This is a genomic window from Paraclostridium sordellii, from assembly GCF_000953675.1.
Lineage (GTDB): Bacteria > Bacillota > Clostridia > Peptostreptococcales > Peptostreptococcaceae > Paraclostridium > Paraclostridium sordellii.
This window is the reverse complement of sequence record NZ_LN679998.1, coordinates 2251368-2272269: the sequence shown is the minus strand read 5'-3', so window position 1 is coordinate 2272269 and position 20902 is coordinate 2251368. Positions and strand designations below refer to the sequence as shown.

The 20902-nt window shown below is 28.1% G+C and carries 24 protein-coding genes; 22 read left to right on the top strand and 2 right to left on the bottom strand.

From position 1 onward, the window contains the following. Positions 1–106 precede the first annotated feature (106 nt). Both ATCC9714_RS10895 and ATCC9714_RS10890 read left to right on the top strand, forming a co-directional pair. On the top strand, positions 107–1408 hold the full coding sequence (locus ATCC9714_RS10895; protein WP_057574348.1) for a hypothetical protein: 1302 nt from the start codon (positions 107–109) through the stop codon (positions 1406–1408). 65 nt (positions 1409–1473) lie between these two features. Continuing rightward, on the top strand, positions 1474–1827 hold the full coding sequence (locus tag ATCC9714_RS10890; protein ID WP_081013662.1) for an arsenate reductase family protein: 354 nt from the start codon (positions 1474–1476) through the stop codon (positions 1825–1827). Between the two features lie 36 nt (positions 1828–1863). Here ATCC9714_RS10890 and ATCC9714_RS10885 read toward each other — a convergent pair whose 3' ends face one another. Then, the gene (locus ATCC9714_RS10885) at positions 1864–2091 is read right to left on the bottom strand and encodes a hypothetical protein (RefSeq protein WP_021125895.1); all 228 of its coding nucleotides are present in this window, start codon (positions 2089–2091) and stop codon (positions 1864–1866) included. A gap of 160 nt (positions 2092–2251) precedes the next feature. Between ATCC9714_RS10885 and larE the strand changes: the two genes are divergently transcribed. From larE to ATCC9714_RS10825, 12 genes are all read left to right on the top strand, one after another. Further along, entirely contained in the window at positions 2252–3061 is an 810-nt protein-coding gene (gene larE, locus ATCC9714_RS10880) for an ATP-dependent sacrificial sulfur transferase LarE (protein WP_057545264.1), read from the top strand. A gap of 9 nt (positions 3062–3070) precedes the next feature. Further along, on the top strand, positions 3071–4228 hold the full coding sequence (locus ATCC9714_RS10875) for a THUMP domain-containing class I SAM-dependent RNA methyltransferase (protein WP_021127974.1): 1158 nt from the start codon (positions 3071–3073) through the stop codon (positions 4226–4228). A gap of 59 nt (positions 4229–4287) precedes the next feature. After that, positions 4288–4659 carry a hypothetical protein gene (locus tag ATCC9714_RS10870; protein WP_021127973.1) on the top strand — a complete coding sequence of 124 codons (372 nt, stop codon included), beginning with the start codon at positions 4288–4290 and terminating at the stop codon, positions 4657–4659. A gap of 68 nt (positions 4660–4727) precedes the next feature. Then, positions 4728–5354, top strand: coding sequence for an HDIG domain-containing metalloprotein (locus tag ATCC9714_RS10865; protein WP_057545263.1), 627 nt, complete (start codon positions 4728–4730; stop codon positions 5352–5354). Next, positions 5355–6704 carry an FG-GAP repeat domain-containing protein gene (locus ATCC9714_RS10860; RefSeq protein WP_057545262.1) on the top strand — a complete coding sequence of 450 codons (1350 nt, stop codon included), beginning with the start codon at positions 5355–5357 and terminating at the stop codon, positions 6702–6704. It abuts the gene before it with no gap. 19 nt (positions 6705–6723) lie between these two features. Further along, positions 6724–7425, top strand: a complete 702-nt coding sequence (walR, locus tag ATCC9714_RS10855; protein ID WP_057545261.1) for a cell wall metabolism DNA-binding response regulator WalR — start codon at positions 6724–6726, stop codon at positions 7423–7425. Beyond that, positions 7425–8843 (top strand): sensor histidine kinase, encoded by a 1419-nt coding sequence (locus tag ATCC9714_RS10850; RefSeq protein WP_081013663.1) that lies wholly within the window; start codon positions 7425–7427, stop codon positions 8841–8843. Before walR ends, ATCC9714_RS10850 begins: the two co-directional genes overlap by 1 nt. A gap of 13 nt (positions 8844–8856) precedes the next feature. Then, positions 8857–9594, top strand: a complete 738-nt coding sequence (gene truA / locus ATCC9714_RS10845) for a tRNA pseudouridine(38-40) synthase TruA (RefSeq protein ID WP_057545259.1) — start codon at positions 8857–8859, stop codon at positions 9592–9594. 67 nt (positions 9595–9661) lie between these two features. Beyond that, positions 9662–9955, top strand: a complete 294-nt coding sequence (locus ATCC9714_RS10840) for a GIY-YIG nuclease family protein (RefSeq protein ID WP_021125881.1) — start codon at positions 9662–9664, stop codon at positions 9953–9955. A 254-nt stretch (positions 9956–10209) separates the two neighbouring features. Then, the gene (locus ATCC9714_RS10835) at positions 10210–11559 is read left to right on the top strand and encodes a 6-phospho-beta-glucosidase (RefSeq protein WP_057574349.1); all 1350 of its coding nucleotides are present in this window, start codon (positions 10210–10212) and stop codon (positions 11557–11559) included. Further along, complete coding sequence (gene chbG, locus ATCC9714_RS10830) at positions 11552–12283, top strand: chitin disaccharide deacetylase (RefSeq protein WP_057545258.1); 732 nt, start codon at positions 11552–11554, stop codon at positions 12281–12283. The genes ATCC9714_RS10835 and chbG overlap by 8 nt, the downstream gene beginning before the upstream one ends. 22 nt (positions 12284–12305) lie before the next feature. Then, positions 12306–12629 carry a PTS lactose/cellobiose transporter subunit IIA gene (locus ATCC9714_RS10825; protein ID WP_021127964.1) on the top strand — a complete coding sequence of 108 codons (324 nt, stop codon included), beginning with the start codon at positions 12306–12308 and terminating at the stop codon, positions 12627–12629. A 38-nt stretch (positions 12630–12667) separates the two neighbouring features. Here ATCC9714_RS10825 and ATCC9714_RS17745 read toward each other — a convergent pair whose 3' ends face one another. Next, positions 12668–13441 (bottom strand): collagen-like domain-containing protein, encoded by a 774-nt coding sequence (locus ATCC9714_RS17745; RefSeq protein WP_057545257.1) that lies wholly within the window; start codon positions 13439–13441, stop codon positions 12668–12670. Between the two features lie 347 nt (positions 13442–13788). Here ATCC9714_RS17745 and ATCC9714_RS10815 point away from each other — a divergent pair, with 347 nt between their 5' ends. The 8 genes from ATCC9714_RS10815 to ATCC9714_RS17740 form a co-directional block, all read left to right on the top strand. Beyond that, complete coding sequence (locus ATCC9714_RS10815) at positions 13789–14103, top strand: PTS lactose/cellobiose transporter subunit IIA (RefSeq protein ID WP_021127962.1); 315 nt, start codon at positions 13789–13791, stop codon at positions 14101–14103. A 38-nt stretch (positions 14104–14141) separates the two neighbouring features. Next, the gene (locus ATCC9714_RS10810; RefSeq protein WP_021125873.1) at positions 14142–14468 is read left to right on the top strand and encodes a PTS sugar transporter subunit IIB; all 327 of its coding nucleotides are present in this window, start codon (positions 14142–14144) and stop codon (positions 14466–14468) included. Positions 14469–14607: 139 nt separating this feature from the next. Continuing rightward, entirely contained in the window at positions 14608–15951 is a 1344-nt protein-coding gene (celB, locus tag ATCC9714_RS10805) for a PTS cellobiose transporter subunit IIC (protein ID WP_057545256.1), read from the top strand. Between the two features lie 8 nt (positions 15952–15959). After that, complete coding sequence (locus ATCC9714_RS10800) at positions 15960–16493, top strand: GrdB-related putative oxidoreductase (RefSeq protein ID WP_057545255.1); 534 nt, start codon at positions 15960–15962, stop codon at positions 16491–16493. Between the two features lie 56 nt (positions 16494–16549). Continuing rightward, positions 16550–17500, top strand: a complete 951-nt coding sequence (locus ATCC9714_RS10795) for a N(4)-(beta-N-acetylglucosaminyl)-L-asparaginase (protein WP_057545254.1) — start codon at positions 16550–16552, stop codon at positions 17498–17500. A 20-nt stretch (positions 17501–17520) separates the two neighbouring features. Then, entirely contained in the window at positions 17521–18924 is a 1404-nt protein-coding gene (gene pepV / locus ATCC9714_RS10790; RefSeq protein WP_054631061.1) for a dipeptidase PepV, read from the top strand. Further along, entirely contained in the window at positions 18918–19592 is a 675-nt protein-coding gene (locus ATCC9714_RS10785; protein ID WP_054631062.1) for a copper homeostasis protein CutC, read from the top strand. Before pepV ends, ATCC9714_RS10785 begins: the two co-directional genes overlap by 7 nt. 140 nt (positions 19593–19732) lie before the next feature. Beyond that, positions 19733–20902, top strand: a 1170-nt coding sequence (locus ATCC9714_RS17740) for an N-acetylmuramoyl-L-alanine amidase (protein WP_280136260.1), incomplete at its 3' end; no start/stop codon positions are given.

The following is a 20902-nucleotide window of genomic DNA, read 5'->3' as shown; positions in this document are numbered from 1 at the left end:
TTAATTAAAAGCTTCATAATCTAAAATATTTAGATAAAATACTTTTTTATTTATCAAATGTGATATAATATTAAGACAACTATGTTTAATGAAGGTGGGCTAAAAAATGAAGGTAGTAAAAGAAGCTATATCCTCTAAATACCTAAATTATGGTATTGATGAGGATATAGTTATTCATGAAGGGAATTTTTGCATTTACCTAGATAAGCTATATAAATGTAAGGGTCGGATTTACTATAAAATTAGTTCTCCTACATTTATAAATTTTGAAGCTAAAATAATAGGATGCAAAAGTGAGCATTTAGAAATTATAAAAAAGAAATATTTAGAAGCAATTATAGAGTTGCATGGATATCAACCTATTAATGTGACTATAAACAATATACATAAAAATAATATTTACGGATATGCAAGTAGTGGGGTTATAAAGTCTAAAAATAAGTTTGTGGACTATTTAGATTTTCATATTGTGAATTTTGATAAAAAGCAAGGTAAATTAATAAAATATGATGATAAATTATTTGCAGGAAGAATAAATTTTGAAGTAAGTGGATATGAAATCATAATAGATAAGCGATATGATTACAATAAAGAGTTATATGAAGAATTAAGAGAGAAAAATGGAAGTATAATAACACATGTAGGACGAATAAGAAGAAAAGACAATAAAGCATTTAAATCTAGTTATGTATTTAAATTATTAGATGAAATTTCAGACGCATTAAATTTTTTATCGGGTAGGTATATTGGAATTTGTTTGGTAATGGGATATAAAGATGACAAAAATAATTTTAGACTATGGAAAGAATCAATAACAACTCCTTTTAAATATGTTCCTACGTGGTCGGATACAGTAGTAAATCATCATAATATTGAAAAGTACATAAGTTTAATGTGTAAAAAGCTACATGATGATTATTATGGACAAGCTTTAAAGCATGTTATTGATTGGTATATAGAATCTTTAGATAATATAAATATAGAAAATAATGTTATTTCTATTCAGATAGCACTAGAAACATTATCATATGTAGTAATAGTTGAAAAAGCTAAAATATTAAATGATATAGAATTTGAAAAAAATACAGCATCTGATAATATCAGAATGCTTTTAGAGATTTGTAATATAAATTATGGTAAAGAAGAACTTATTATTTTTAATGAATATATACAAAGCAAATTTGATGATGGTATTGATATATTTACATATTTTAGAAATAATATAGTACATCCGACTAGAAAAAATAAAAGAGCCAATTTAACTGTTGAAAATATGCGGGATATACTTCAAATAGGTACTCGATATGTAGAGTTAGTTGTATTATATATAATTAATTACAAAGGAGAATATTCAAATCGACTAAAGGATAGATGGTATGGCGAGGTTGAAGTTGTTCCATGGAATTAATAAAAATGTTTTAAACTTTCTAAATTAGTGTAATAATATAAGAAAAGAAAAAGGAAAGTGATAAAATGTTAAAATTCTATGGATATTCTAGATGATCTACTGTTAGAAAAGCCAAGGCTTGGCTTAATGAAAATAATATACAATTTGAAGAAATTGAAATTGTAAAAAATCCTCCAAGTAAAGAAGAATTAAAACAAATGTATGATACTGGAGAGTATGAGATTAAAAAGTTCTTTAATACAAGTGGAGTAAAATATAGAGAATTAGGACTTAAAGATGTGGTAAAAACTGCAAGCGAGGATGAATTACTAGATATTTTATCAAGTGATGGAATGCTTATAAAAAGACCTATAGCTTTTGATGGTAAAAATTTATTAATAGGTTTTAAAGAAGAAGAATGGAAAGAAAAGTTATTATAAAAATGTGATTAGCATTAGCTAATCACATTTTTTTTATTATTTATCATATATTTTAGGAATATATAGAGTAATATTTTCCAAGTTTACTAGTGTATTATATATATACTCACTATTCTCTTCTAAATTGTTATTATGAAATTCTATTTTAGCAATTACAGTTGATAAATTTTTAATTTCCAAAATATTAGAATTATCTATAAATTCAATTTTTATATTTTTATTACATCTAAGCAAATCTTCTAGATGTTTAAATTCTATTCTCACAAAATCTCCCCCTTTATGTAAAAATATAATATAACAAACATCAAAAAAACTCAAATATAACTAAAAAATTACAATATCGATACATATTCTAAAATGTTTGATTAAAAACTATATATTGTATATAATTAAAGGTATTAGAAAATGGGGGAGGTATGGGGAATTGGATACTTCAAAAAAACTAGATATATTAAAAGATAGACTTAAGGAACTTGGAAGTGTATTAGTTGCATTTTCAGGAGGAGTAGATAGTACATTTTTATTAAAAGTAGCAAAAGATACATTAGGTGAAAGCTGCATAGCTGTAACAATACATGCAATGATGCATTCAAATAGAGAAATAGAAGAAGCAAAAGCTTATGCAAAAGTCTTAGGTATAAAACACATAGTATTAAAATTAGAAGAGTTTAATATAGATGAATTTATAAATAATGATACAAAAAGATGTTATTATTGCAAAAAAGCTATATTTACAAAGATGAAGAATATCGCTGATAAAAATAATATAGACTATATTTTAGATGGTACTAACTTAGATGATTTAAGTGATTATAGACCTGGATTGAAGGCATTAGAAGAATTAGGAGTACAAAGTCCACTTAAAGATAGTTTTATGACTAAAGAAGATATAAGAAAATTGTCTAAAGAATTAGATGTACCTACATTTAATAAACCTGCATTTGCTTGTTTAGCTACTAGAATACCTTATGGAGAGGCTATAACAAATGAAAAGCTTAGAAGGATAGAAGAAAGCGAAAATTATTTACAAGACTTAGGATTTAGACAATATAGAGTAAGAACTCATAATGAGTTAGCTAGAATAGAAGTTGAAGAAAGTGAGATACATAAATTTTTTAACAATGACTTATTAAAAGAGACTCATAATAAACTAATTGAAATTGGATTTAAATATGTGACTCTAGACTTAATAGGCTATAAGATGGGGAGCATGAATGATGAAATTAAGAACTAGGAGGAAGGCATGAAAAATTATACATTAATAACACCTTGTTTTTTTGGAATAGAAAAAATTCTTAAAAACGAAATAACAAATTTAGGATATGAAATAATAAAAACAGAAGATGGAAGAGTAACATATAGAACTGATGAAAAAGGTATTGCTACATCTAATATATGGTTAAGAACGGCTGAAAGGGTACTTTTAAAAGTTGCTGAATTTGAGGCTAAAACTTTTAATGATTTATTTGAAAATACAAAAGCTATTAACTGGTCTAAATATATTCCTTATGGTGGTGAGTTTCCAGTTGCTAAAGCATCATCTATAAAATCTAAGTTATTTTCAACTTCAGATATTCAAGCAATAGTAAAAAAAGCAGTAGTTGAGAGTTTAAAAATAAGTTATGAAGAAGATGGAATGTTACCAGAAACGAAAGAAAAATATCCAATACAAGTTTTTATTCATAAAGATATTGTTACATTAGCTATAGATACAAGTGGTATGGCGCTTCATAAAAGAGGATACAGAGAAGTTTCAACTAAAGCACCATTAAGGGAAACTATGGCATCGGCAATGGTTCAATTAACTCCTTGGCAACCTGGAAGGATATTAGTAGATCCAATGTGTGGTTCTGGAACAATAGTTATAGAAGCTGCTATGCTTGGACTTAACATGGCACCTGGATTAAATCGTGAATTTATAGCTGAAAACTGGACAACTATGGATAAAAAAATATGGTGGGATGTTAGAAAAGAAGCTTTTGATAAGATGAACACTGACTTAGATTTTAAGATTTATGGATATGATATTGATAAAGAAGCTGTTATGATAGCTCGTAAAAATGCAGAACTTGCAGGTGTAGAAGACTATGTGGAGTTTAAGGTGTTTAATGCTAAAAACTTTGAAAGCGAAGAAAAGTTCGGATTTATAATAACAAATCCTCCTTATGGAGAAAGACTAGAAGATAAGCCAACTGTAAAAAAATTATATAAAGATTTGGGTTATGCGTTTAAAGAACTTAAAACTTGGTCTTATTATATGTTAACTTCATATGAAGATTTTGAGGATGCTTTTAATAAAAAAGCTAATAAAAAAAGAAAATTATACAATGGTAGATTAAAGACATATATCTATCAATATATAGGTCCAAAGCCACCAAAATATATAAATAATAACAAATAATTACAAGCCCTCTTAAATATATATATACTGTGTAAATAAATTTTAGGAGGGTTAAGATAATGCCAACAAAAAAATCAAATAAGACAAAAACAAAAAAAAGAGTAAATAAAAATAAACAAAAAAAAGAAATAGAAACTTTAAAAGAAGACTATATACCAAATGAAATTATGGATAAGGAAGACAGAGAGGCTGAAATAGTTTTAAATGATCTAGTTCCAGAAGATGAAAAAGATGAATTTGGTATAAATGAAAATACAAATAAAAAGCCTAGAAAAGGTGGTTTAAAGTTAAATTTTAATTTATTTCCAAAAGCCAAAAAATCCACTAAGCAAGTTAGAAGATTAAAAGAGGATAAAGTTATAAAAACTGAACCAGTAGAAAATACTAACCAAGAGGTTGAACAATCATCAAATAGTGAGGAAGAACTTTAATTAAATAAGAGCTTAGTGTTTACTAAGCTCTTGTTAAAATACTAAATAAAAATAAGGGCGTGGATAATATGGAAAATAATTTAATTTTTAATGAAATAAGTAAACATCTTGTGAGTGATAAAAACCCATCAGAATATATTAAAAGATTATTATCGAAAGAAAAACTTAACACGGATTTAGAAAATAAGCTTTTTAATCTTAGTTTAATAGAACAAAATAAAAAGTATCACCCAGAAGGAAATGTTTTGAATCATGTTTTTATGGTTTTAGATGAAGCTGCACAAATTAAAGATTTTTCAAGTGATAAATTAGCTTTTATGTGGGCTGCATTACTTCATGACATTGGAAAGCTTACAACCACAAGAGTGAGAAAGGGAAGAATAACATCATATAATCATGATATTGAAGGAGAAAAAATATCAAAGCAAATTATGGACAAGCTAACAGATAATGAAAATTTAAAATATAAAATTTCAAAGTTGGTGAAGTTTCATATGCAACCTCTATTCTTTGATAAAAATTTACCTTTTTTAGATTGTGAAAATATGATTAAAGAAATAAATTATAATGATGTTTTACTCTTATCTAAAGCTGATAGGTTGGGAAGAGGAAACATAACAACAGAAATAAGACAAAAAGAGTTAGAAAATATAAAAAAATTTGAAGCTTATCTAAAAACTAGAGAGGGGAAATAAATGAAGTTATTTAAATTAATTGTAATAGTCTTATGTACTGGTTTTTTGAATGTGGGATGTACTAGTACAGAGTCTCCTGAACAGTTAATAAAGAAACCTATACACAATGAACAAGAAGCTAATTTATATAAAAGTATAAATGCAACATTAGGAAAAGGATCGAGTATTTTATTACCTAAAAATTCCTCAGAAGTTGCAACTATAAATACTGTAGACTTAGATAATAATGGGTCAGATGAAATTGTTGTGTTTCAAAAACAAGAAAATTTTAATGAAGTAAATAATAAAGTTGGATTTTCTGTATTATTAAATAATGGGAAAAATATTATAGATAGCCACCTTGTTGATGGAGATAGTATAGAATACGCCAATTTTTTTGATTTAGATAATGATGGATATAAAGAAATTATATTATTAAGTAAAAAAGATAATAAAACTATAATGGAAGTTTATAAATTTAAGGAAAATAAAATAATTAGACTAACTAAGTTTGATCCAAGTTGGATAGAGAATAAAGATGATTTTACAGAGATGAAAGTAAAAATAAAAAATTTAGATAACGATGGTAAGTTAGATATTATAATTGCTAACTTTAATCCAAAAACACATGTGATGACAGTTAGTTTAGCTTATTTTGATCAATATGTAAAACTTAGAGATTTTTCGGTTTTTAATGATGTTAAAAACTTAGATAGCGCATATTTAGATATTAAAAAAGTAAGTAAAGATAAAAAAGGAATTATTGTTGATACTAAATCATTTACAGAAAATGATTCATATATAACACAAATTTTATATTTAGAAAATGATAATTTAAAGAAAGCCTTTGATGAGAAAAATATAAAAGTAACAAAACCTTATTACATTCCTGTTGAAGATATAAATAATGATGGGATAGCGGAAATACCGATGATAAATGGTAATTCAAGAGGATATAACCAGAAATCTTCACTAAACATCAGTTGGAATATATGGAATGGAAAAACAAAGGAATCATCAAATTTAGTTTTTGTAAGTCAAATATATTATAACTATCAAAATAATTTTAGGTTAAGCTTACCAAATAACGTAGCTAATAAAATTTATATTGATGAAAATTTCAGTGAAGGTAAATCTGAATTTATGTATTATGATATACATCAATCAGAGCCAATAAAATTATTTACAATTACTAAAATTTCTAAAAATAAAATAGATGAGAGTAAAAATCAAAATACTAGTAACGGAGGAACTATCTTAAAAGAAAATGACTCTGAAATGTATGTTTTAGTAGAAAACAGCCCTAAAGTTTTAAAAGATTTAAATATATCAAAAGATGCAATTAAAGAAAATTTTTCGCTTATATATTAGTTTTGAGGGAGGAAGAATAATGAAGGAAAAAATATTAGTTTTAGAGGATGAAATAGGTATTAGAAGCTTTGTAAGCATAAACCTAAAAAGAGAAGGTTATGAAGTTATAGAAGCTGGAACTGGACAAGAAGCTATAGATAAAATATCTAGTGAAAAAAACATATCTATAGCACTACTAGATGTTATGCTTCCTGATATGAGTGGGATTGAAGTTTGCAAATATATAAGAAATAATTTTGATTCAGTTGGTATAATAATGCTTACTGCAAAATCTCAAGAAGAAGATAAAATAGAAGGATTTATCTCTGGAGCTGATGATTACATAGTTAAACCTTTTAGTATAAAAGAATTATTAATGAGAGTAAGTGCTTTATCTAGAAGAATAAATAGAGAAGTAAACAGTAAAAACAAGAGTGTAATAGAAAGTGGACCATTCATATTAGATTTAGAAAAAAGGAAACTATTTAAAAACAGTTCTGAAATTGAGTTAACACCAACAGAATTTTCCATAGTTAAGTTCTTAATAACTAATGAAAAACAATCATTGAGTAGAGATCAAATACTTGATGAAGTTTGGGGAACTAACTATTTATATGATTTTAAAATAGTAGACGTAAATATAAGAAGAATAAGAAATAAGATAGAAGATGATGCATCTAAACCTAAATTTATACAAACAGTTTGGGGCTATGGATATTGTTGGAGAAAGGAAAATGAATAGTGATACACTTCGAAGGTCTTAGAAAAAAGATAATAAAAAATTATTTTATAATAATAATAATTACTGTAACTTTATTTGAAGGGTTATTCATATTCTATGCACAAAATTATTACTATGATTCTGTTAGACAGACTTTAGAACACCAAGCAAACAGTACTCAAAATATTTATAGTGGATATATGGGAGATAGTTCTTTTGAACAAAAGATAAATAATATTTTTGAAAAAAGAGATATAAACACAAATCCACACATGGCAGTTGAGATAATAAATAAAGATAAAAATATAATTATAGACCAGTATGGATTTAGAAGTGATGAAAAAGCTCATTATGAAGATGTTGATCAAGCTTTAAAGGATAAAAAAACAACAAGTAAGTATAAAGCAAAAAATGGCGAACATGTTATGAGTATATCTGTCCCCCTAAAGTTAAATAATCAAATAGAGGGAGTTGTAAGATACACTGTTTCTCTGGATGCTATAGACACAACTATATTTAAGATAATTTTAGGTCTTATATTAGCTGGAATTTTCATACTACTAATAGCTATTTCTATAAGTTTAAAGTTTGCTTATACTTTGATAGATCCATTAAGTGAACTTAAAAAATTTGCTAATGAATTAGCACATGGTAACTACAATATAAAGCTAAAGCCAAGAGCTATAATAGATGATGAGATTGGTGAATTAGCAGAAACTTTTGAGCATATGGCTAGAGAAATTGACAAAAGTGAGAAGCTAAAGGATGAGTTTATATCCTCAGTATCACATGAGTTAAGAACTCCATTAACTTCAATAAAAGGATGGAGTGAAACACTGGGGTATGAAGGAATTGGAAAAGAAGAATTAGACTTAGGATTAGGGATAATACAAGATGAAACGGAAAGACTCATAAAACTTGTTGAAGAACTTCTAGATTTCTCAAGGTTATCATCAGATAGGATAAAGCTTCAAATTGATATGGTAGATGTAGAGTCATTAGTTGTTGGAGTTGTAAATCAGTTAAAGGTAAAAGCTAATGAAAAAAATATTAACTTAAGTTGTGACTTTATAATGGATGATATTCAAATGATACAAGGAGATAAAAATAGACTAAGACAGGTTTTGATAAACCTCGTTCAAAATTCATTAAAATTTACAGATGAAGAAGGTTATGTAAAAGTAGTTGTATCACAAGATTTTGAATATACGACTATAAAGGTAATAGATAATGGAGAAGGTATAGAAGAACATAACTTAGAAAAAGTTTTAGATAAATTTTTCCAAGAAAATTATAATAAAGCGGGTAGTGGACTAGGACTTGCTATAAGCCATGAGATTATAAAATTACATGGTGGAGAAATGAAAATAGAAAGTAAAAAAGGCGAAGGCACATGTATAACTTTTTCGCTTAAAAACACTTTATTAGAGTCAGTATAGAAAGAGGATTAAAATGAGAAATATTAAATTAACGATACAGTATGATGGATCAAGGTATAAAGGATTTCAAAGACTTAAAGATAATGAAAATACAATTCAAGGCAAGATAGAATCAGTACTTAGTAAAATGACTGATGAAAAAATAGAAATAATTGGCTCTGGAAGAACTGATATGGGAGTACACGCATACAACCAAATTGCTAATTTCAAGACAGATTCTAAGTTATCAGTAGATAAAATTAATGATTATTTATATAGATATTTACCTGAAGATATTGTAGTTAAAAAAGTTGAAGATGTAGATTTAAGGTTCCACTCTAGATACAATGCAAAAAAGAAGGTATATTTATATAAAATATATAATGAAAAGCATCATGATGTATTTTTAAGAAAATATGCCAATCACATAGAAAACTCTTTAGATATTGAAATGATGAGAGAAGCTAGTAAATATTTAATAGGAGAACATGACTTTACAAGCTTTGCATCATCAAAGTCAAAGAAAAAATCCAATATTAGAAATATATATAGTATAGATATAAAAAAGAATAAAGAATTAGTTGAAATTTTTGTTGAGGGAAATGGATTTTTATATAATATGGTTAGGATTATAGTAGGTGCACTTGTAGATGTAGGTTTACATAAAAAATCTCCAGAAGATATAAAAAAAATGTTAGAGCTAAAAGATAGAAGCCATGCATCAGATACAGCTCCGTCAAAAGGGTTATATTTATATTATGTTGGATACTAAAATTATGGACAGCTTTTAGCTGTCTAATTTTTTATAGACAAAATAAATAGATTTTATGGAGGCTGATATGTTTTATACATATATATTAAGGTGTAAAGATGATACTTATTATATAGGATATACAACAGATATTAAAAGAAGAATAAAAGAACATGAAAAAGGAATAAACTCTAAATATACAAGAGCTAGAGGAATAAAGCAACTTGAAATTTATTGGATTAGTAAAAGCAAGAGTGAAGCTATGAAGTTAGAATGCTTATTAAAGAAATTGACCAGAGTAAATAAAAGTAAAATCATAGAAAATCCAAAAATTTTATATGAGAAATATGGAGTTAGTGAAAAAGACTATGTTATAGGTTAAGATATATAGTTAGATATAAATTATAATTATTTATAAAATTAAGTAAATAAAGCATTAGATTAAATTAAATTTAGTCTAATGCTTTATTTAATTTAAGAGAAAATTAAATTTAATAAATGAAATATAAAATAAAATTAAAAATAAAATTTAAAAAATATATTGATTTTTATGACGAAAAATGATATTTTTAGTATGTAAACGTTTTTCTAAAGTTAGGGAGAGGGGGAAGGTATATTAATATACCTATGGATGAAATGGAAAAAGGACTTAAAATAGTTACAATTGGTGGAGGGTCTAGCTATACACCGGAGCTTATTGAAGGTTTTATAAAAAGACATAAGGAGCTGCCGGTAAGGGAGTTATGGTTAGTAGATATTGAAGAAGGAAAAGAAAAGCTAGATATAGTGGGGAATTTAGCTAGAAGAATGGTTGAGAAATCAGGTGTAAATCTTGAAATACATACAACATTAGATAGAAGGAAAGCTTTAGTTGATGCAGATTTTGTAACTACTCAGCTGAGAGTAGGATTATTAGATGCAAGAATAAAAGATGAGAGAATACCTTTATCACATGGTATTATAGGTCAAGAAACTAATGGACCAGGAGGATTTTTTAAGGCATTAAGAACAGTACCTGTTATATTAGATATAATAAAAGATATTGAGGAGTTATGTCCTAATGCTTGGTTAATAAACTTTACAAATCCAGCTGGAATTATAACTGAAATGGTATTTAATCATACTAGTTTCAAAAGATTTATTGGACTTTGTAATGTACCAATAGGTGTAAAAGCAGGGGTAGCAGAAGCATTAGAAGTTGATAAGGAAAAAATTGAAGTTACTTTTGCCGGATTAAATCACATGGTTTATGGATTAAAAGTATGTCTTGACGGAATAGATATTACTGAAGAAGCAATAGAAAAATTTGCACACTCAGAAATGAGTATGAGAAATATAAAATCAACTGCTCCATTTAATCCTAGATTTATTAAATCTTTAGGGGCTATACCTTGCCCATATCATAGATATTATTATAAAACAAAAGATATGTTAGAACATGAGTTAAAAGAATTTGAAAAGGGTCAAACAAGAGCAGAGGTTGTGAAAGTTTTAGAAAATGATTTATTTGAGTTATATAAAGATGAAAATTTAGATATAAAGCCACCTCAATTAGAAAAAAGAGGAGGAGCATATTATAGTGATGCTGCATGTAATTTAATAAACTCTATATACAATGATAAAAAAGATATACAAGTTGTAAATACACTTAATAAAGGTGCTATAAAAAATATAGGTTATAATAATGCAGTAGAAGTAAGTTCTGTAATAACTAAAGAAGGCCCGATACCTTTAACTATAGGAGAAATGCCAATTGGAACAGTTGGACTTTTAAATCAAATAAAATCATTTGAGATTTTAACAGCGAAAGCAGCTGTACTTGGTGATTATGATACATCTATACAAGCTCTTTCTATAAATCCACTTGTAACTAGTGATGAATTGGCTGAAATAATAATGAATGAAATGTTAATTGCACATGAAGAATATTTACCTCAATTCAAAAGTAAGATAGATGAATTAAAGGTAGGTGATTTAAATGACTAAATTAATAATAAATGCTGATGATTTCGGATATTGTGAAGGAGTAAATCAAGGGATAATATCTGCACATAAAAATGGAGTTGTAAAATCTTGTACTATAATGACAGGTATGCCTGGATTTGAACAAGCGCTAGATCTGTTGAAAGAAAATAAAGATATTGGATGTGGCGTGCATATGACATTAAGTTGTTATAAACCTGTTTTAAAAACACATAAGACTTTAACTGATGAAAATGGATATTTCTTTAGAAGAATTACAGAGGAAAAAGCTAAAGAGATTGATTTAGATGAGTTATATGAAGAATTTTGTGCTCAAATAGATAAAGCTATAAATGCAGGAATTGAAATTACTCATTTAGATAGTCATCACCATGTTCACACTTTAAAAGAATTTAAACCAGTAATAGAAAAAATACTAAATAAGTATAAATTGCCTATAAGAGGTGGATTTGAATACAGATTAGATTATGATAATATAATTCCTGTGATAGGAAGTTTTTATAATAAGAATGTAGATGGAAAATATTTTGAAAATCACATAGAAGAAATAAAAAAATATGAAATATCGGATATGATGAGTCATCCAGCTTTTGTAGATGCATTTTTATCAAAGTCAACATCATATTCAATAGAAAGAACAAAAGAACATGAGATATTAACTTCAAAAGAGCTAAAAAAGTTTTTTGAAGATAATGATATAATCATAACTAATTATAGGAATATATAGGGGAAAGTGAAGGTAAAAATTTATGAATGAAAAAATATTTGAAATATCGTTTGGAATAATAGGACATGCAGGAGATGCTAAAAGTACTGCTCATGAAGCATTGTCTGAAGCTAAAGATGGAAATTTTGAAAAAGCTAGAGAACTTTTAAAAGAAGCTAGTGAGACATTAAATAAAGCTCATAGATTTCAAACAGAACTAATACAAGCAGAGGCTAGTGGAGAGAAGACTGAAATAGGAGTTGTATTAGTTCATTCTCAGGACCATTTAATGACTACTATGAACTTTTTACAATTAGCTAAAGAGTTTGTAGATATGTATGAATTTATATTTAAAAAAATAGGTTAGTAAATAAAAACAAGAGCGCATAGTATGCGCTCTTGTTTTTATTTGTTATAAGGATCTTTTTTATTAGTATATAGTTTCTTTTTCTTTTCAGGATTATAAGGCACAGGAGCGGGTTTTGATGAAGGACCAACTTCACCTTTTTCACCCTTAGGACCTTGAGAACCAGCTTCACCTTTTTCACCTTTAGGACCTTGAGGACCAGCTTCACCTTTTTCACCTTTAGGGCCTTGAGAACCAGCTTCACCTTTTTCACCTTTAGGGCCTTGAGAACCAGCTTCACCTTTTTCACCTTTAGGGCCTTGAGGACCAGCTTCGCCTTTTTCACCTTTAGGGCCTTGAGGACCAGCTTCGCCTTTTTCACCTTTAGGGCCTTGAGGGCCAGCTTCGCCTTTTTCACCTTTAGGACCTTGAGGACCAGGTTCACCCTTTTCACCTTTTGATCCAGGTAATGTTAAAATTTCAGATATATTTACATTGCATAAAGGATTAACATAAACTTCTTTTCCAAAATCAACATAATCAATAGCAGATAATTTTAAACATATAGGACCTTTTCCAGATGAAGTTTTACCATATACGCTACAAGGTGTAACTTTCATTATTTTTAAACGTAAAATACAATCACTGCAAGAAAGTTTAAACCCAACTGTTTTACAAAGGCAATTTTTTAAATTATTATACAAATCTATCTCGCAAGGATAAAAGAAAAATTTAGGTGTTACAGGCTCAGGTTCATTAAAAGTATCACAATAATGATATTTAGAACTACATTGATTGATATTACAATATTTGTTGTCACATTTTTTATGCATTAGAAACACTCCATATATTAAGATTAATAGGCTTATCCTATCATTATAAATATATGCAACTTATTTTATATTTGGAACTCAAAATATACATATAGAAATTAATAAAGACATAAGTATAAAATAAGTTATAATATATGTATACCCCCTAAACTTGATTGTAGAATTAAGTCATATAATTCTTTGAAAAATAATATAAAGAAGAGTAAAACATAAATTTAAAGTAAATTGTAAAAATTTTTAAAAAAAACAAAAAATACTATTTCCTTTTTTTAAAATATATTGTAAAATATAGTTAAAGAAAACGTTAACAAATATTTTAAAAGACCTTAAGTAAGGCGGTGAAACTAATGAACTATCAAGATAAAATACTAAAGGTTATAATTCATGCAGGTAATGCAAAGTCACACATTTATGAAGCTTTACATTATGCCAAGAAAAATGACTTTAAAAAAAGTGACGAATACATGGAAAATGCAAATGAAGAAATTTTAGAAGCACAAAAAATTCAGACAAGTTTAATTAATAAGGATAAAGAGGGTAAAAATGTAGAAATAAGCATGTTATTAATACATTCTCAAGATCATTTAATGACTTGTCTAAGTGAAAGAAATCTAGTAAAAGAAATTATAGATTTAAGAAAAGAAATTGGGGCAAATAAATAAAAATTTAAATATAGAGGGTTTTTAGGAGGAAAAGTAAAATGAACAAAAAAATATATTTATTCTGTAGTGCTGGAATGTCAACTAGTTTATTAGCAAGTAAGATGCAAAATGTTGCAAATCAACATAAATTACCAATAGAGGTTGAAGCGTTTCCATATGCTGAAATAGATAAAATAGTAGAAGAAAGAAATCCAGATTGCATATTATTAGGGCCACAAGTTAAGTTTATGCTAAAAGAAGTTCAGGCAAAATTTGATGAAAAAACACCTGTAGATGTTATAAATAGTGTTGATTATGGGTCAATGAATGGGGAGAAAGTTTTAAAAACTGCTATAAAGATGATAAAAGCACGTCAGGCTAAATAAATTAAAACTTTATATTATTTAAATCAAGGGAAGTAAAGGGTTAAAATCAAAGTTGATATCTAAGAAGCTAATTTAAATTAATTATAATTATTAATTAGCTTCTTTTATATAAAATTAAATATCATATTAGGGGGTAAACATGAATAAATTTATGTCAACTTTAGAAAGGTTACTTATGCCTATGGCTGAAAAAATAGGTAAAAACAAGTACCTTGTAGCAATTAGAGATGGATTCTTGGTATCATCTCCACTATTAATAGTAGGGTCGTTCTTCTTACTAATAGCGAACTTCCCAATACCAGGATGGAATGAGTTTTGGGCTAGATTTTTTGGAGATAATTGGGCTAGTGGTTTAAGTCATGTAACAGCTTCTACGTTTGATGTAATGACTATTCTTGCAATTATCGGGATAGCGTTTTCATATGCTAAACAAATTAAAGCAGATGCTATACAAGCTGCAGCAGTTGCTTTAGTTGCCTTTTTCATAATAACTCCATTTACAATACCATACACTCCGGAAGGAATGGAAATTGTATATGAAGTTAAAGGTATACCTCTAGGATGGATGGGGTCTAAAGGTATGTTTGTTGGTATGATAACTTCATTCGTATCAGTAGCTATATTCCAATGGGTTGTTAACAAAGGATGGACAATAAAAATGCCAGAAGGAGTTCCTCCTACTGTTGCAAAGTCATTCGCTGCATTAATACCAAGTGCTATAATAATGATAATATTCTTCTTAATAAAAACTGGGTTTGAGTTAACACCATATGGAAACATACATGAGTTTATATATCAGTTTTTACAAATGCCATTATTAAAACTAGGAAACACATTAACAGCTACAGTTATATCTTATATATTCTTGCATTTATTCTGGTTCTTTGGAATAAATGGATCAAGTGTTGTTGGAGCTGTTTATAATCCAATATTAAAATTATTATCTGCTGAAAACTTAGATGCATTCCAAGCTGGACAAGAATTACCAAATATAATAACTGGACAATTTCAGGATATGTTTGCCACTTTTGGAGGAGGGGGAAGTACACTTTCTCTATTAATAGTAATGTTAATTGTATGTAAGAGTAGACGTATAAGAGAATTAGGAAAATTGTCTTTATTACCAGGTATATTTGGAATAAATGAACCTATAATATTTGGATTACCTATAATGTTAAATCCAGTATTATTAATACCTTTTATGTTTGTTCCTATGTTTAATCAAATTGTAACATACTTCTGTATGGATTCTGGGTTAGTTCCATTAACTAATGGAGTTCAAATACCATGGACAACGCCTATTATATTTAGTGGATTTTTAGTAAGTGGATGGCAAGCATCTATTCTTCAGATACTACTATTAGTTGTAGGATGTTTTATGTACTTACCGTTTATAAAAATGTTAGATAAGCAATATTTAACAGAAGAACAAACTAATATTGAAGAAGAAGATGACTTATCATTTGATGATTTAGAATTTTAAATTAGGGGATGAAAAATTTGACTAAAGTAGTTCTTATATTAGACCAAATACAAGCAGGGGCAGGCGGTAAAGAAAAAGCTAATATACCACCTGGAGGAAAAACTACTCCATTAGGACCTGGAGTAATGATGGAGAAATTTTTAAAAGAATATGATTCAAAAATAATAGCAAGTCTTTATTGTGGTGATGAATTTTTTATAAATAATGAAGAAGAAGTAAGTGCAAAAATGGTTGCTATGGTTAAAAAAATTAGTCCAGATGTAGTAATATGTGGACCGGCATTCAATTATGAAAATTTTGCTGAAATGTCAGCAGTTTTAGCAAAGAAGATTAATAGTGAAACAAATATAAAAGCATTTGCAGCAATGTCTGCTGAAAATACTGAAATTTTAGAAAATTATAAAGACGACATTTTAATAGTAAAGACACCTAAGAAAGGTGGAATAGGATTAAATGAATCTTTAAAAAATATTTGCAAAATGGCAAAAAAACTTGCTGAAAATGAAGATATATTGAATTTAAAAGAAGAAATTTGCTTTTAAAAATATAAAAGCCTTGGGAAACCAAGGCTTTTATTAAAAATATAGGAGGAAATGTTATGTGGGGAATAATTGCAACATGGAGAATGGCTATAGAAGGAGTAAGTGAAAGTTCACAAAAACTAAATGAAGGCATGGAGGCTGGAGATGCTATAGAATTAGCTATAAAAAGAGTAGAAGACTATCCTTTTTACAAGTCTGTAGGGTATGGAGGGCTTCCAAATGAAAATTGTGAGGTAGAACTTGATGCTGCATATATGGATGGAAATACATTTTCAATAGGAGCAGTAGCTGGAATAAGAGATTTCGCAAATCCAATATCAATAGCTAGAAAATTAAGTAATGAAAAAGTCAATTGCTTTTTAGTTGGGACGGGAGCAGAGGAATATGCCCATAAAAATGGATTTGAAAGGAAAAATATGCTGACAGATAGAGCAAAGCAGCATTATAACAAAAGAAAAAAAGAAACTTTAGAGCAAGGATTAAGCCCATATGTAGGGCATGATACAGTTGGGATGGTTACTTTGGATAAAAATGGGAAAATGTGTGCAGCTACGTCAACAAGTGGACTTTTCATGAAAAAAAGTGGTAGAGTAGGAGACTCGCCTTTATCTGGATCAGGGTTTTATGTAGATAGTGAAGTTGGTGGAGCAACAGCTACAGGTCTTGGTGAAGATCTTATGAAAGGGTGCATATCTTATGAAATAGTGAGGCTTATGAAGGAAGGTTTTACTCCTCAACAAGCTTGCGACAAAGCCGTGAATGAATTGGATGAACAACTTATAAAAAGAAGAGGAAAAGCTGGAGATTTATCACTAGTTGCTATGAACAATAAAGGTGAATGGGGAGTTGCAACGAATATACCTAATTTTAGTTTTTCAGTAGCAACTAAAGATCATGAGCCTACAGTTTATGTAAGCAACAGAATTGATGGTAAAAGTGTTCATGAGGTAGCTACACAAGAATGGTTGGCAGCATATGCAGCAAGAATAAAAGCACCTATAGAATAATATAGAATTGAGGAATATTTATGGATATCTTAAATAATCAAATTGACGAATTAAAAAATAACTTAATAAATGATATTATAGATATAGTAAAAATACCAAGTGTTGAAGGAGAGCCAACTAATGGATATCCTTTTGGTGAAAATGTTGATAAAGCTTTAAAAAAGGCTTTAGAGATTTCTAAAAAATTAGGATTTAAAACTAAAAATTTAGACGGATATATGGGGTATGCTGAATTAGGTGAAGGTGAGGAATATATAGGAATACTGGGACATTTAGATGTGGTTCCAGAAGGAACTGGATGGAGTTATGACCCTTATGGCGGAACTATAGATAACGGAAAAATTTATGGAAGAGGAGTATTAGATAATAAAGGACCTATAATAAGTGCCTTATATGGATTGAAAGCAGTTCAAAATTCAGGGTTAAAGTTAAATAAGAAAGTTAGAATAATCTTTGGTACAAATGAAGAAACTGGTTTTAATGATATACCATATTATTTAAGTAAAGAAAAACCACCTATAATGGGGTTTACTCCAGATTGTAAGTATCCTGTTGTATATGGAGAACGAGGTATTGGAAAATTAAGCATAAGTAAAGAAATAGATTTAAAGGGGCTTAAGATTTATGGAGATTTTAAATCAAATGTTGTACCTGATAAATGCAAAATAGACATTCCTGTTGAATACATACATGAAGATATAATATGCTATTTAGAAGAAAAGGCTATAAATTTAAATATAAAAATAAATGACAATTTAAATATAAAAATGGATGAAAAGTTTATATCTATTGAAGTTAAAGGAAAACAAGCTCCAGCAAATGCGCCTCAATTAGGTGAAAATGCAATTACTTATATGATTGAATATTTAATAAATGAAAATCTTATAAAGGATGAAGAGTTAAATTCATTTTTAAAATTTATAAATGAGTACTTTCATAATGAGTATTATGGTGAAAAAATAAACATAGATTTTGAGGATGAATTAACAGGAAAGTTATATTTAAATCCTTATGAATTAAAATATGAAAATAACAGAATAACTTTGATGTTTAGTGTAAGATATCCTATGACTTGTACTATGGATTATATATTAAGTAAGATAAAAGTTAATCTAGAATATAAGTTAAGTTTAAAAGTAGAAAGCAACTTTAACCCTGTTAATTTTGATAAAAATTCGTATTTAGTAAGAAGTTTACAAAATGCATATGAAAGAGTTACTGGATTAGACGGTACACCAACTACTACAAGTGGTGGAACCTATGCTAAGGTTATGCCAAATATTGTGCCTTTTGGACCTTCATTTCCAGGACAAAAAGGAATAGCACATAATAGTGATGAATACATGGATATAGATGATATAATCTTAAATGCCAAAATATTTGCAAATGCTATATATGAATTAGCAAAGGAGGAAAAATGTTAGAAATAATTGGGATGAGTGTTGAAGATGCTATAGCTATTGAAAAATGTGGAGCTGATAGAATTGAACTTGTAAGTGCATTAACAGAGGGAGGTCTAACTCCAAGTTTTGGACTTATAGAATCAGTAGTAAATAAAGTTAAAATACCTGTAAATGTAATGATAAGGCACCATGCGAAAAGTTTTGTATATAGTGATGAAGATATAAATATAATGATAAAAGATATAGAAAAAGTAAAAGAAATAGGCGCTAATGGTGTGGTTTTTGGAATGTTAGATGAAAAAAATAATATAAGAGAAGAACAACTAATAACATTACTTGAAGCAGCTAAAGGATTAGATGTTACTTATCATAGAGCTATAGATGAAACCGATGTTATAGATTCAATAAAAATACTTAGTAAATATGAATATATAACTAATGTTTTAACTTCAGCTGGAAAAGGCAATATAGAAAATAACATAGAAAAAATAAAAGAGATGAAAAAAAATGCAGGCAGTATTAATATATTGCTAGGTGGAGGGTTAAATTTTGAAAATATAGATAGAATAAAAAATTTAACTAATAATAAAGATTTTCACTTTGGAACAGCCATAAGAGTTGATAAAAATCCATTTGGAGAAATCGATGAAACAAAATTAAGAAAGCTTGTTGAAATTATAAACAATTAACCGATAAAAAAGATAAGTCTAAAAGACTTATCTTTTTTATTTAAAAAATAAAGCTATGGCTAAATTTGTAGAAACAATAAGTGATATGTTAAAATATAGGAAAAATGGGAATACAAAAAACTACGAAGGAGACTGAGAAATTGAGCAAAAGAATTGATAAATTTACTAAATATATAGCTGCTTTTGGAATAATATCTGCAGCAACTGTGGTAAACGTAGTACCTGTAAGTGCTAGTCCAAAAGATGAAGCAGAATTTTCAACTGTAATGGATAAATATAAGTCTGAAGATGTAGTAGTAGAAGATGGAGTATCTCTAAGAAAAGGAGAAACATTAGATTTATCAGCAAATCCAAACTGGGAAACGTCAGATAATGAAACTGTAAGTATTGAAAATGGTGTTGTAAAACCTATTGGATATGGAACTGTGTATTTAAGTCAAAAAATAGATGGGAAAGTACATGTTATAGAAGTATATGTGCCTAGTGAAACAAGAGGGTATAATTTTGCTGCAATGCCAAAATCTAATAGAAATTGCTATAAAGTGTTTATAGACCCAGGTCATGGGGGGCAAGACAGTGGAGCTGTAGGGAATGGAAATTATGAAGATGAATTAAACCTAGCTGTTGCTAAAAAAGTTGAACAAAAACTAAGATCTAAAGGGATTGAAGTTAAAATGAGTAGATATAGTGATGAGTTTATATCATTAAGTGATAGAGCTAAAATGGCAAATCAATATGCTCCAGATGTTTTTATATCTATACATCAAAATTCATCTGATTCAATGAGTGCAAATGGTACGGAGACTTATTACCACACAAGAAAAGGAGAGTATAGTCACTATGCTCAAAACATACAAAGTAGTGCAATAAATGAAACTGGATCTAGAAATCGAGGTATCAAAAGTGCAAATTTTGCTGTTTTAAGAGAAACAAATATGCCATCTGCATTATTTGAAAGTGGATTTATAACTAATCCTACAGAATCAGCTAATTTAGCAAATCCAAATTATCAAGAAAAACTAGCTGATGGAATTGCTAATGGAATTGAGAGATATTTAAAAGATAATATACATACTGATGGATCTGGAGGAGAAGTAATTAATCCCGATGGAGACAATCAAAATTCTGTTAATACCGGAACCATAACAGCAGATAGGTTAAATATAAGAAGTGGATATGGAACAAACTACTCAGTAATAGGAACATTAACAAATGGGTCGAAAGTAGAAATAGTAGAAAGTCAAAATGGATGGTATAAGATAAAATATAACGGTGGATATGGATATGTATCAGGAGATTATGTAAAAGTA